We start from the raw sequence: 12182 nt of genomic DNA, 5'->3' as shown, positions 1-12182 counted from the left end.
GGTAGACGTCTACCACTGGGAGGGCCCGCGATGGTCTGTTGGATGCTTCAGAGGGGCAGGTGGGGGACTCAGGGGGGTGGAACCCGGGGGCTCGACACCCTCACCCCGTCCCTCTCCCAGAGGGAGAGGGGAAGGGGCTACAGCGGAGGCGCGGACTACAGCGCCGAGATGACCGCGTCGGTGAACTCGCGGGTGGTGGCGCTGCCGGCCAGGTCGCCCGTGCGCACCTTGCCCTCGCCGTGCACCTTGCCCAGCGCGTTCTCGAACTTGCGCGCCTCGTCCCGCAGGTCCATCCAGTCCAGCATCATCACCGCCGACATCATCAGCGCGGTGGGGTTGGCCAGGCCCTTGCCCGCGATGTCCGGCGCCGTGCCGTGCACCGCCTCGAACATCGCCGTGCGCTCGCCGATGTTCGCGCCCGGCACCAGGCCCAGGCCGCCCACCAGACCCGCGCACAGGTCGCTGAGGATGTCCCCGTACAGGTTCTCCATCACCAGCACGTCGTAGCGCGTCGGATCCTTCACCAGCTGCATGCACATGTTGTCGACGATGACCTCCTCGTACTGAATCTCCGGGTACTCCCGGCCCACCTTGCGGGTGCAGTCGAGGAAGAGGCCATCCGACAGCTTCATGATGTTGGCCTTGTGGACGCTCGTCACCTTCTTGCGCCCGTGCTTCTTGGCGTACTCGAAGGCGAAGCGCGCAATGCGCGTGGAGGCCTTCTCGGTGATGATCTTGAGCGACTCCACCACGCCCGGGACGATGATGTGCTCGAGGCCCGCGTAGAGCGACTCGGTGTTCTCGCGCACCACCACCAGGTCCACGTTGTCGTAGCGCGTCTTCACGCCGGGCACGCTCTTGACGGGCCGCAGCGAGGAGTACAGGTCCAGCCGCTTGCGCAGGCCCACGTTGGCCGACGCCATGCCGCCGCCCACCACCGTGCCCGTGGGGCCCTTGAGCGCCACGCCGCTGCGCAGCACCGCCTCCACCGTCTCGTGGGGCAGGTTGGTGCCGTACTTGGCGATGACCTCGGCACCCGCGTCCTTGAACTCGAACTCGAGCGGTGCCTTGAGCGCCTCGAGGACGCGGATGGTAGCCGCCATCACTTCGGGGCCGATGCCGTCGCCATTGATGACCGTGACCGTACGCGTATTCGCCATGTCTCGCGCTTCAAGCACAAAAGGCAGGGCCCCGGAAGGAGGAAAACGTTCCGCTCACAGCCCCGCTAATGCGTCGGTGGAGTCTGGATGGGAGGCTCCGACTTGGGCTCCTGGGGCCGGACCGGGGCCTTACGGCTGCCCCGGCGGCGCGGGGCGAGCGTGGCGTAGGGCCGGTAGAAGGACTCCCACAGGGCGGCGCGGCGGCCGCGCGGCCGGGTGCGCAGCTCTCCCAGCGGGGCCTTGGTGAAGAAGGAGGCCACGAACAGGTAGGCGAAGACGAGCACCATCAGGAAGAAGAACGCCATCACGACGCCGCCGTGGATGGGGCCGATGTGGGCGTGTCCCACGAACGCGGAGAAGCCCCGGGCCGCCACCTCCCCCGTCGGCGGCGGCTTGGTGTACAGGCTGTACACCTTGACGAACCAGGAGAGCGTCAGCACCAGCAGGATGGGCCCATACGCGCGGTTGAGCCGGGTGGAGATGGCGGAGAAGAGCGAGAGCTGGATTTGCGGCCGCTCCATGATGCCGGCCAGCTCGCGCAGGGCATCCGGGTCCACCGGCTCGCGGCGCAGCATGGGCACCCAATAGCCGTCCTCCAGCAGCCGCACCCGCCGGATCCACAGGTCGTAGTAGCGGTAGCGGCGCGCCTCGATGAAGAGGAAGGACAGCACCATGCCGATGCCCACCAGGAAGACGATGTGGGGGGCGTTGGCGGCGAAGCCGAAGGAGACGACGGCGGCGGTGGTCGTCATGGACCAGTTGGTGGTGTTGTCCAGGCGCGACCGCCAGGTGTCCGAGCGGCTGAGCTCGCCCCGGAAGAGCTGGGCCATGGAGGCGTCCGAGAGCGGCAGGGCTGTGTATTCGTTCTTGTCGCGCTCGTTCCCGTCACTAGCCATCGTTCAGGTCTCCCCTTTCAGGCCTTCCCTCACGGACAGCCCGGGCGCGCGGGTGGCCGCGCCGGGCCCCCATGCCCACTCTCTCCCGGAGGAACCATGTCCATTCCCTTCCTCCATGACACCCCGCCACCCGTGGATCCGGTGGCCGCGCTGCTGCAGCTCCTGGAAGAAGAGTCGGAGCGCGTGGTGCGCCTGTGGTCCAAGCGCATCCGGGCCGAGACGTACGAGCTGGACATCTCCGGGCGCAACCTCCGGGCGCCCCTGCGCCGGTTGATAGACGAGCTCGTCCGCCTGCTCAGGGACCGGGGGACCGAGGCCCTGTCGCTCTGGCCGGAGGTGGTGCGCTCGCACGGGGCACGCCGGTACAACCAGCGCTTCGACGCGGAGGACCTGGCGCGCGAGTTCAAGTCGCTCGAGGAGGTGCTCATCTATGTCTACGCCCGGCGCAACGGGGCGTTGGAGCCGGAGGTGGCCACCTTCATGGTGGAGCTGGTGGGCGAGGCGCACGCCTCGGCGCAGGCCTCCTTCGCGCGGGTGCTGAGGACGGAGGAGGTGCGCTTCCGCGAGGCGGCGGTGATGGAGTCGGTGCTGCACCACGTGGAGGTGGGCATCCTGCTGGCCGAGGTGGACGGCACGGTGTCCTTCGCCACGCCGCCGGTGAGCCGGCTCATCGGCGTGCCCATGCGGGCCGTGGTGGGCTCGCGCTCGCAGTCGTCGCTGGCGGTGGTGCTCTCCCAGGTGAGTGCGCGCCAACCCAACGGCGAGCCCTTCAAGGTGGCGGACATGCCCTTCATGCGCGCGCTGAAGGAGCGCGGGCCGGTGCGCGGGGTGATGATGGTGGTGGAGCGGCCCGGCGGGGGCGAGGCCACCCTGGAGCTGAGCGCCACGCCCGTCTGGGAGGAGGAGGGCGAGCTGGCCGGCGTCATCCAGACCTTCACCGACCGCACCGAGGCGGCCTCCAAGACGAAGGCGTTGATGACGGCCAACGACGCGGTGCGCCGGCTGCAGGGACGGCTGCTGCAGCGCACGCGCACCCAGGCCCTGGGGCAGCTGGCCAGTGGCGCGGCGCACGCGCTCAACAACTTCCTCAACGTGCTGCGCCTGCGCATCACCCTGCTGCGGCGCGAGTTCAAGCCCGAGCACCTGGACGCGCTCGACAAGACGGTGGGGCAGGTGGGCGAGCTGGTGGCGCGGCTGCAGGAGTTCAACGTCCAGCGCACCGAGGAGCAGCTCACCGACGTGCAGGTGGACGCGACGGTGCGCGAGGCGCTGGAGCTGGCGCGGGCGGAGCTGGAGGGCCGCGAGCACCCGGTGACGGTGGAGCAGCGGCTGGGCGATCCGGGGGCGGTGCGGGCCGACCCGGGCTTCTTCCGCGAGCTGGTGGTGAACCTGCTGCTGGCCGAGCGCGAGCGCCTGAGTGAGGAGGGCGGGAGGGTGCTGGTGGAGACGCGCCGGGAGGCGGATGGGTGGGTGTCCCTGCGGGTGGCGGACTCCAGCACCCCGTACGAGGCGGAGGACATGACGCGCATGTTCGATCCGCTCAGCCGCGACGCGGGAGCGCCGCAGCTGTCGCTGCTGCTGGCGGTGGCGCGCAACCAGGTGCAGCGCTGGGGCGGTGAGCTGACGGTGGAGAACCTGCAGGAGTGTGGGGCGGCCTTCGTGGTGCGGCTGCCGCTGGCGCGCTCCGAGGAGGAGGCGGCGCGGGCGAGCCAGGAGAGCCAGTCGGCGGCGGTCCCGCGGCGCTTCCAGCAGACGCGCCGGGTGCTGGTGGTGGACGACGATCCAGACAACGCGCGGATGATGGCGGAGGTGCTCGGCGAGGAGGGCTACGACGTCAAGGTGGCCAACAGCGGGGACGTGGCGCTGAAGATGTGGGACGAGCGCCGTTATGACGCCGCCCTGCTGGACGCGGTGATGCCGGACATGTCGGGCTGGGAGGTGGCGCGCGAGCTGCGCAAGCGCTCGCCGCAGGCGCTGCTGGCCATCGTGACGGGCATGGACGTGCGCGGGCAGAACCGCGCCAACCTCGCGCTGGTGGATGCCGTGTTCCGCAAGCCCATCGACGTGGGCGCCCTGGACGACTTCCTCGGCCAGTCGGAGCCGCACCCCAGCGGTGGGGGCGGGGCCGGCGTGGTCCCACCCCCCGCGTGAGTCACGGCGCCGGGGCGGGCTGCTCGGGCACGGTGGCGCCGCGGGCGCGCCGCACCGGCCGCTCCAGCCGCTCCCGGTCCCAGCCCGCGAGCTCCGCGCCCGCCGCGTAGGTGCTCTGGAAGAAGTCGAGCAGCAGCTGCCTCGGGTGGGCGGCCGTGCGCACGTCGTCGTACTTCAGGAGGTATTCCTTGAAGGTGGCGTCGTACCAGGCGGCGCGCGGTTGGATGGCGGCGGTGGAGAAGCCCGGGGGCTCCGGGGCGGCGTAGCAGTAGAAGGCCGGTCCTCCGAGCTGCTCGGTGCCCGGCCAGAAGCCGGCGCTGATGACCTCCTCGCAGTAGGCCTCGCGGGTGACGGGGTCCGCGCCGGGCCGCTCTGGCGCGGGCCGGCCCGAGAAGCGCGTCACCGCCAGGTCGAAGCTGCCCCAGAAGAAGTGCACCGGGCTGCACTTGCCGGTGAAGCGGGCCCGGAACTCCTCGAGCACGAGGTCCGCCTGCACCATCGCCCGCCACCAGCGGTGCACGGCTTCCGGATCATACGCGGCGTGGTGCCGGTCCTCGCGGAAGCGGGTGGTGTCGTCCGGAATCTCCTGGGGCGTGTCGTTGATGGACACCTCGATGCCCAGCGAGCGCAGCGTGGCCATGACGTCCCGGTAGAACTCGGCCACCGGGCGGGCCTCCAGCGCCAGCACCCGCTGCTCGCCCTCGCTGGTGCGGAAGAGGAGCTCGTGGCCGATGAAGTCGAAGTCCACCTCGAAGCTGCCCTGCCCGAAGGGGATGGGCGAGGTGGTGAGCCCGCGCGCCGTCACGTACAGCGCGACCTGCCACCAGTGGTTCATCATCGGTGCCAGCTCGAGCCTCACCTTGCCGATGACCTGGGTGTAGCGGTGGAGCGTGGCGAGCGTGTCCTTCCACGCCGCCAGCGGCAGTTGCGGCCAGGCGTCCATTGTCTCCCCCACGTGTCTCCCCGCTCGGCGAGAGCGGTGTCCGCCCGTCAATGTTGGGACCGGCTTCGGGGAGGGCCAGGACGCCGGTGCGAGCAGGGCCGCCGGAGGGACGGGGGACGGGGGGCCCGTTTCCGGGCCGCGACACCTGGAATGTATTTCTTCAAGCCCAATGACAGACAGGCCGTGAGCCTGACGAAGGGAGTCGGAAGGGTTACAGTGTGTACATGCTCGGTACCTCGACACGCGGGGGGGGATTCATGCAGATGGTCGATGAGCAGGGCTGGTGGGTGCCTGCTCGCCCGGGCTCGGACGAGGACCTGGAGCAGCGGCTGGCCATGGCCTCGCCCTCGGACACGGCGCGGGGCATGTTCCTCCGGGCCACGCTGGACGCGGTGCGCATCCTCGGGGACGACGACGCGGTGCGCCGCTGCCAGCGGGCGAGCGGCGAGGAGAAGCTGGTGGATTTCTTCGCCTACCCCGTCAGCGCGAACCTGCGGATGGTGTTCTCCGCGGCCCGGATGCTGGAGGCGCGCTACGGCGGCATCGACGAGGCGCTCCGGCAGCTCGGCTACAAGGCGGCGGAGTGTTTCCTGGCGTCCACCGCGGGCCTGGCGCTCCAGCTGCTGGCTGGGGGAGACACGAGCCGTCTGGTGGGCAACATGCCGTCGATGTACCGGGCTTCGGTGAGCTTCGGGGTGCGCTCGGTGGTGTGGACGGGGCCCACGAGCTGCCGGCTCACCATGCGGCGCGAGTTCATGCCCTGCTCCTTCCAGGAGGGGATGCTGCTGGGCGTGCTGAAGAAGGCCAACGCGAGGGGCGCGCGGGTGCGGGGCCATCAGCTCTCCGTGTTGGAGAGCGACTACGACGTCGCCTGGGAGGCGTGAGCGTGGCGCTCGCCGCGGCCATCTTCGACCTGGATGGCACCCTGGTCGACAACCTGCCCTTCCACGTCCAGGCGTGGGTGGCCATGTCCCGCGCCCTCGGTGTCGAGACGCCCGCGGAGCGCTTCGAGCGGGACTTCAACGGCTGGCGCAACGAGGAGATTTTTCCCGCGCTGCTCGGCCGGCCCGTGCCCGCCGAGGAGCTGGCGCGGCTGTCCGAGCAGAAGGAGTCCCACTACCGCGCGCTCTACGCGCCGCACCTCACGCCCCTGCGCGGCGCCCGCGAGCTGCTCGTGCGGCTGCGCGACGCGGGCGTGCGGCTCGCGGTGGCCTCGGCCGGGCCGCGCCCCAACCGCGCCTTCGTGCTCGACGGGCTCCAGCTGCGCCCCTTCTTCTCCCAGGTGATCGGCGCGGAGGACGTGACGCGGGGCAAGCCGGCGCCGGACCTCTTCCTCGCCGCGGCGCGGGCGCTCGGGGTGGACCCCGCGGCGTGTGTCGTCTTCGAGGACGCGGTGCACGGCATCCACGCGGCGCGCGCGGCGGGGATGTTCGCGGTGGGGGTCGCCACCCTGACACCCGCGGACATCCTCCGCGACGCCGGGGCCCACTGGGTCACCTCCGACTTCGCCTCCCTTCCCGCGGATGTCGAAGAATTGCTCTTCAGCGGGCGCTGAGTCCGGCGGAGCTGTTCGAATTCCATCCCACCGTAAACGTGAATAGCTTTGCAGCAGTGAAAGCTTTCATAGACACGTATCCGGCTTGCGGTGCGGGTGCAATCCCACAACGGGAGTGGACGGAGGGCGGGGGCCAAGCCGTTTTTCCCTCGGCGAAAGGGCTCAAATCGTGACTCCCCCTACTGACAGCAAGTCCTGAAACAATTAGGATAGACAATCCTCAGCCGGGCTGATTCCTGCCAAGGGGGACACACATGGCCGTGACCAGCAGCGCACGCACCAGGTGGGCAAAGGCAGACACGTGGGAGCAGGAATTGGAGCGGCGCAAGTGTCTGGCGACCTCGGAGGACACCATTCGCGGCATGCTCTTCAACGGCACGTTGGAGGTGCTGCGCGCGGTGGGGGACGGCTCGCTGGTGAAGCGCTGCGTCGAGGAGTGTGGGGAGTCGCGGTTCCTGGACTTCTTCAGCTATCCCGTGAGGATGCACTGCCAGATGGTGAGCACGGCGCTGCCGGTGCTGGCGGAGCAGTACGGGGACGCGGAGGAGGCACTGCGTCAATTGGGGCGGCTGGTGGCCCAGCGCTTCCTGAAGGTGGGGGCGGGCAGGGTGATGCTGTCGCTGACGCCGGGCAGCCCACGGCAGCTGGGGTACTCGTTGCCGGTGGCCTACCGGATGGCGGTGAGCTTCGGGCAGTACGAGGTGCAGTGGACGGGAGCCCGGAGCGGCCGGTTCATCCTGAGGCGGGACTTCATGCCCCACCCCTTCCACGAGGGCGTGGTGGAGATGTCGCTGGGCCTGTTTGGCGGGCGGCAGGTGAAGGTGAGCGGGCGGCCGACGGGAGGGCTCGACAGTGAGTGTGATTTCTGCTGGCAGTGAGACGAGGGGGGACCGGGGAATGAGCAGCGCGGCGATGGCGTGGAGTGTGTCACCCCGGGACGGCGGGCAGTTCTGGGGCCAGCGCATGGCGCTGGTGAGCTCGGAGGACATCGCGCGCGGGCTGTTCCTGCAGAGCGTGCTGAAGTCCATCCGGGCGCTCGGGGACGAGGCGCTGGAGAAGCGCAGCGCCAGCGCCTGCGGGCAGTCGCGCTTCTTCGACTTCTTCAACTACCCCATCCGCCTGCACCTGCAGATGCTCTCGGTGGCGATGCCGGAGCTGGCCGCGCGCCACATGGAGGTGGAGCGGGCCCTGTGGTTGATGGGGCACTGCGTGGCGACGGACTTCCTGGAGTCCGAGGCGGGCCGGACGGTGCAGGTGCTGGTGCGCGGCGAGCCGAAGCGGCTGGTGAACAACCTGCCGTTGACCTACCGGATGTCGATGACGGGGGAGCGCTCGGTGCGGTGGACGGGGCCCCAGTGCTGCCGCTTCACCATGAAGCGCGACTTCATGCCCCCCGCGTTCCACGAGGGCATGCTGGTGGCGATGCTCGAGCGGTTGAACGCGAGCAAGGTGAAGGTGGTGGGGCGCCAGACGGACGCGCTCGAGAGTGAGTACGACATCTCCTGGCAGTGAAAGGGGGCGGCCCTTGCCCGTAAGCCTCGTTCCTGGTGCGGTGGATGTGGATGCCATCAGCAAGGGAATGGGCCTGGGCCTGGAGGCCGGCGCGGCTGTTTCCCTCTCGGACTTCTGGGCGAGGGACCTGGCGCAACGTCTGAAGCTGGCGACGCCCGCGGACACCGCGTGGGGGCTGTACCTGAGGGGCACGTTGGAGGCCATCCGTGCGCTCGGGGACGAGGGGGTGCTGCGGCGCTGCCTCGAGGTGTGCGGGCCCGAGCCGCTCGTGGAGTTCTTCCGCTACCCCGTCCGGTTGCAGCTGCAGATGATGTCCGCCGCCCTGCAGACGCTGTCCGCGCGGCAGGGCTGCGGCGCGCGGGGACTGCGGCACCTGGGCCTGTGGAGCGTGCGTGACTCCCTGGCCTCCCACGCGGGCAGGATGGTGCTGAGGCTCGGCGGGGGTGAGCAGAAGCACTTCCTGGACGAGGTCCCCATGAGCTTCCGGATGGGGTTGAGCTACGGCAAGCACACGCTGCGGTGGACGGGGCCGGAGAGCGTCCACTGGACCATGGAGCGGGATTTCATGCCCTACCCGTACCTGGAGGGCGTGTTGCAGGGCCTGCTGGAGGCCACGGGGGCCCGGAACGTGCGGGTGGTGGGACGCCAGACGGGTACGCTCGATAGCGAATACGACCTCTGCTGGGAGTGAGCCGCGGGGGCGCCACATGGCTAGACTCGGGCCGTGGATCCCACTTCCCTGGAGTGCCTCCGCCGCAAGGTGGAGGCCGGCGAGCCCCTGAGTGACGCGGAGCTGGAGGCGCTGCGCACCGCGGCACAGAACACGCCGGGCCCCACGCTGCGCCTGGCCGTGGCGCACGCGCTGGTGAACGCGGGCGCGGAGCGCGAGGCCCTGCGCCTGCTGGAGACGTTGCGGCGCGACTTCCCCCAGGACGTGCAGGTGCGGCTGGGGCTGGCGCGGGCGCTGCTCGGGCTGGAGCGGCCAGGCGACGCGGAGGCGGTGCTGCGCGAGGCGCTCGCCCTCAACCCGGGAGACCCCGAGGCCCAGAAGGTGCTCGCGGTGCTGGCCCTGCGGCGGGGTGAGCACGCACGGGCGCGGGCGTACGTGGCGGACGTGCTGGAGAGGGATCCCTTCGACGAGGAGGCGCGCCTGCTGCGCGCGGAGCTGGACGCCGCGGACGTGCCGCCTCCGCTCGCGCCCCGGGTGCAGGCGCTGCGTCCGGAGTTCACCGCCGCGCTGATGGCCGCGTTGCACCGGTCCGGCGTGGCGTGCCGGCGGCAGGGGAAGGACCTGCTGGTGAAGCTCGCCTCGGGCGAGGTAGGGCGGGTGGACGTGGCCTCGCTCTACGCGGCCTACCGGGATGGCACGCAGGAGCTGGGCGCGTACGTGCAGGGCATGGTGGCGCGGCTGCGGGGCCTGTCCGGGCTCGCGGTGGATGCGGGCTCACTGGAGGCCCGGCTGCGGCCGGTGCTGCGGCCGGGGGACTTCGAGTCGCAGGCGGCGGGGGCGCTGCACCGGCCGGGGCCCGCAGGGCTCGCGGTGTTCTACGTCCTGGAGGACTCGGAGTTCGTGCACTACCTGCCCGGGGACACGCTCGGGCCCGCGGGGCTCTCCGCGGAGGCGGTGGACGCCATGGCCTGGCGCAACCTCGAGGCCCACCCCGCGCCGGTGAGGCCGGTGGTGCTGGACGAGGGACAGGTGGTGCTCGCGGAGACCTTCAGTGGCCTGTGGGCCGTGGCGGGAGGCGATGGGTACGACGGGGCGCGGCTGCTCACGGCGGAGCAGCGCAGGCGCCTCGCACTGCACGCGGGAGAGGTGCCGTTGCGCGTGCACCTGGGCTGGCGGGAGTTCGCGCTGCTGTGCCGCGAGTCGGACGTGCCCGCATGCGAGTCACTGGCCCGTCTGGGCAGTGCGCCGGACGGAATCCCCGGCCTCTTCCGCCTCGCCGGGGACACACTCGAGTCCCTGTGAACCGGCGTGCACCCACTCCCTCGCCCTCCGGGAGAGGGTCGGGGTGAGGGTGCCCGTCACCGTTCTGCTCACCCCGCGGTGGCCGGAGGAGGCAGCACATCCACCACGTTCACTTCGCGGAAGCCCGCCGAGAGGAACAGCACGCGCAGGGTGTTCTCCGCCGAGCGCCGGGCGCGCTCCTTCAAGCGGACGTCGCCTTTCACCTCGCGCTCGAAGGCCTCGCGGGCCTTCTCCAGCAGGAGCGTCGTCTGGGCGCTGTCCAGGTTGGAGCCGATGATCTCCGTCTCGCCGGGCTTGAGCTCCACCTTCACCTCGAGCCGGGGGAGGGCGATGTCCACGCGGGTGCCCTGGATGCGCATCGACGAGCCATCGAGCCCGCTGAAGTCATAGCCGAGGTGCACGTCGGCGAAGACGATGGCCCGGCCGATGGGGGTGTTGATGGAGTAGCGCGCCCAGTTGATGACGTCCTTCCAGAGGGCGTCGGTGGCCTGGGGCTGGGGAGAGAACTCCACCTTCTTGTAGAGGGACACCTGGAGCGTCTCGAGCCGGGCGACCTCGCGGACGCGGGTGACGAGCGCGGGCGTGTCGGGCAGGGCAGGGGGCTTGGGGCGGAGCAGCAGGAAGGCCCCCACGGCTCCGGCGATCAGGGCGACGAGGACGAGCAACACCCGCGAGAGGAAGCGCACCATGCGCCCCATTCTAGCCAGGGCGGGCTAGGGTTCGCCGAGCCATGAGCCCACTGTCCCTTCGGGATGAAGAAATCCAGTCACTCGGTGAGCAGGGCTGGTTCACCCGCGCTTCCTTCCTCGGCGAGGCGGAGGCCCGGGCCATCCACGCCGAGGCAAAGGCACGCGTCGAGGCCGGCCAGCTCCGGCCCGCGGGCATCCGCCGGGGCGCGGACCACACGCTCGACCGGGACACCCGTGGCGACTTCATCACCTGGGTGAAGGAGGAGGAGCAGGGCTCGGCGATCAGCCGGCTGCGCGAGGCCTATGCCGCGCTCGGGGAAGCCCTGTCGGCCGAGGCGTACCTCGGGCTCGGGCGGTTCGACTTGCAGCTCGCCTGGTATCCGGGCAATGGAGCGCGGTACGCGCGGCACTTCGATGCCTTCCCCGGGCAGTCCAACCGGCGCGTCACGGCGCTCTACTACCTCAATCCGGACTGGGTGCCGGCCCATGGGGGCCTGCTGCGCATCTACCCCGAGGGCCGTCCGGTGGAGGTGGAGCCCACGCTCGACCGGCTCGTGGTGTTCCTCAGCGAGCGCATCGAGCACGAGGTGCTGCCCGCTCACGGCCCCCGGCTCGCGCTCACCGCGTGGTTCTACGGGCGCAGCGCGGGCTGACGTTTCTCGGGAGAGGGCACACAGGCGTGCTCCCGGACCGTCTTCTCTCCCAGCTGCATCCGCCAGAAGGCGCGGGTATCGGGCCTCGTGCCGAGCTTCTTCCACAGCGCCTCCACCCCACCGGCCTCGCGGGCAATGCGCCGGGCGAGCGCCGCCGCTCGCGCATAGGCCCGCTCCCGCACCTCCGGGCGAACCTCCAGCAACTCCGACGTCAGCGCCCGGCAGTCCTCCGGCCCGCTCGCGGTGGGCCCCGGCTCCACCAGCGCCGTGGCGAAGCCCTCGACGAACCAGCGGGGCAGCGCCGGGCCCGCGTGGGAGATCAGCGCCAGGTGCGCCACCTCGTGCCTCGCGAGCGTGCCCAGGTCCTCCATCCGGTCCACCACCCGCGCCGGTGGAAAGAGCACCTCTCCCTCCACCACCCCGGCCGCGGCGGTGCGGGGCAGGCCGGTGCGCGCGCTGAACGTCTCCACCGACTCGGAGATCTCCGCCCGCACCTCCAGCACCCCCGAGCCGACGAAGGGCGGCAGCGACTGCCGCGCCCGCTCCAGTGCCCGCGCCACGCGCGTGGCCACGCCCTCCGCGCCCTCCTCGTGCCGTACCACCGTGGCCCCGACCTGCACCTCGGCCGCGAGCACCGCGCACAGCACCACG

13 protein-coding genes are annotated in these 12182 nt (G+C 70.9%); 8 read left to right on the top strand and 5 right to left on the bottom strand.

Annotation, left to right across the window (positions count from 1 at the left end):
* Window positions 1-155 precede the first annotated feature (155 nt).
* Both NR798_RS40085 and NR798_RS40080 read right to left on the bottom strand, forming a co-directional pair.
* Complete coding sequence (locus tag NR798_RS40085) at window positions 156-1160, bottom strand: isocitrate dehydrogenase (NAD(+)) (protein WP_375767854.1); 1005 nt, start codon at window positions 1158-1160, stop codon at window positions 156-158.
* Between the two features lie 65 nt (window positions 1161-1225).
* Window positions 1226-2056, bottom strand: a complete 831-nt coding sequence (locus tag NR798_RS40080) for a DUF2270 domain-containing protein (protein ID WP_375767853.1) — start codon at window positions 2054-2056, stop codon at window positions 1226-1228.
* 96 nt (window positions 2057-2152) lie between these two features.
* Between NR798_RS40080 and NR798_RS40075 the strand changes: the two genes are divergently transcribed.
* Window positions 2153-4207 (top strand): response regulator, encoded by a 2055-nt coding sequence (locus tag NR798_RS40075; RefSeq protein WP_375767852.1) that lies wholly within the window; start codon window positions 2153-2155, stop codon window positions 4205-4207.
* A gap of 1 nt (window position 4208) precedes the next feature.
* On the opposite strand, the gene NR798_RS40070 is transcribed toward NR798_RS40075, so the two are convergent.
* Window positions 4209-5150 (bottom strand): DUF5996 family protein, encoded by a 942-nt coding sequence (locus NR798_RS40070; RefSeq protein WP_375767851.1) that lies wholly within the window; start codon window positions 5148-5150, stop codon window positions 4209-4211.
* A 257-nt stretch (window positions 5151-5407) separates the two neighbouring features.
* On the opposite strand from NR798_RS40070, the gene NR798_RS40065 reads away from it, so the two are divergent.
* From NR798_RS40065 to NR798_RS40040, 6 genes are all read left to right on the top strand, one after another.
* Window positions 5408-6034 (top strand): TIGR02265 family protein, encoded by a 627-nt coding sequence (locus NR798_RS40065; RefSeq protein WP_375767850.1) that lies wholly within the window; start codon window positions 5408-5410, stop codon window positions 6032-6034.
* A 2-nt stretch (window positions 6035-6036) separates the two neighbouring features.
* The gene (locus NR798_RS40060) at window positions 6037-6705 is read left to right on the top strand and encodes an HAD family hydrolase (RefSeq protein ID WP_375767849.1); all 669 of its coding nucleotides are present in this window, start codon (window positions 6037-6039) and stop codon (window positions 6703-6705) included.
* Window positions 6706-7019: 314 nt separating this feature from the next.
* A complete protein-coding gene (locus tag NR798_RS40055) occupies window positions 7020-7583 on the top strand; it encodes a TIGR02265 family protein (protein WP_375767848.1) in 564 nt (187 codons plus the stop codon).
* A gap of 19 nt (window positions 7584-7602) precedes the next feature.
* Window positions 7603-8217, top strand: a complete 615-nt coding sequence (locus NR798_RS40050; RefSeq protein WP_375767847.1) for a TIGR02265 family protein — start codon at window positions 7603-7605, stop codon at window positions 8215-8217.
* Window positions 8218-8230: 13 nt separating this feature from the next.
* A complete protein-coding gene (locus NR798_RS40045) occupies window positions 8231-8908 on the top strand; it encodes a TIGR02265 family protein (protein WP_375767846.1) in 678 nt (225 codons plus the stop codon).
* A gap of 33 nt (window positions 8909-8941) precedes the next feature.
* Window positions 8942-10189 (top strand): tetratricopeptide repeat protein, encoded by a 1248-nt coding sequence (locus NR798_RS40040; RefSeq protein WP_375767845.1) that lies wholly within the window; start codon window positions 8942-8944, stop codon window positions 10187-10189.
* A 68-nt stretch (window positions 10190-10257) separates the two neighbouring features.
* On the opposite strand, the gene NR798_RS40035 is transcribed toward NR798_RS40040, so the two are convergent.
* Window positions 10258-10878, bottom strand: coding sequence for a DUF4230 domain-containing protein (locus NR798_RS40035; RefSeq protein ID WP_375767844.1), 621 nt, complete (start codon window positions 10876-10878; stop codon window positions 10258-10260).
* Between the two features lie 41 nt (window positions 10879-10919).
* Here NR798_RS40035 and NR798_RS40030 point away from each other — a divergent pair, with 41 nt between their 5' ends.
* On the top strand, window positions 10920-11531 hold the full coding sequence (locus NR798_RS40030) for a 2OG-Fe(II) oxygenase (RefSeq protein ID WP_375767843.1): 612 nt from the start codon (window positions 10920-10922) through the stop codon (window positions 11529-11531).
* Here the strand turns inward: NR798_RS40030 and NR798_RS40025 are convergent.
* The gene (locus NR798_RS40025) at window positions 11510-12181 is read right to left on the bottom strand and encodes a hypothetical protein (protein ID WP_375767842.1); all 672 of its coding nucleotides are present in this window, start codon (window positions 12179-12181) and stop codon (window positions 11510-11512) included. The two genes, NR798_RS40030 and NR798_RS40025, sit on opposite strands and share 22 nt — an antisense overlap.
* Window position 12182: the final 1 nt, after the last annotated feature.

This window comes from Archangium gephyra, from assembly GCF_042230915.1.
Taxonomy (GTDB): domain Bacteria; phylum Myxococcota; class Myxococcia; order Myxococcales; family Myxococcaceae; genus Archangium; species Archangium gephyra_B.
This window is presented reverse-complemented; position numbering and strand designations above follow the sequence as displayed.

Bases quoted from the DNA above. Each gene is read 5' to 3' on its own strand.
- NR798_RS40085 (WP_375767854.1), bottom strand. From the start codon at position 1,160: ATGGCGAATACGCGTACGGTCACGGTCATCAATGGCGACGGCATCGGC.
- NR798_RS40080 (WP_375767853.1), bottom strand. From the start codon at position 2,056: ATGGCTAGTGACGGGAACGAGCGCGACAAGAACGAATACACAGCCCTG.
- NR798_RS40075 (WP_375767852.1), top strand. From the start codon at position 2,153: ATGTCCATTCCCTTCCTCCATGACACCCCGCCACCCGTGGATCCGGTG.
- NR798_RS40070 (WP_375767851.1), bottom strand. From the start codon at position 5,150: ATGGACGCCTGGCCGCAACTGCCGCTGGCGGCGTGGAAGGACACGCTC.
- NR798_RS40065 (WP_375767850.1), top strand. From the start codon at position 5,408: ATGCAGATGGTCGATGAGCAGGGCTGGTGGGTGCCTGCTCGCCCGGGC.
- NR798_RS40050 (WP_375767847.1), top strand. From the start codon at position 7,603: ATGAGCAGCGCGGCGATGGCGTGGAGTGTGTCACCCCGGGACGGCGGG.
- NR798_RS40035 (WP_375767844.1), bottom strand. From the start codon at position 10,878: ATGGTGCGCTTCCTCTCGCGGGTGTTGCTCGTCCTCGTCGCCCTGATC.
- NR798_RS40030 (WP_375767843.1), top strand. From the start codon at position 10,920: ATGAGCCCACTGTCCCTTCGGGATGAAGAAATCCAGTCACTCGGTGAG.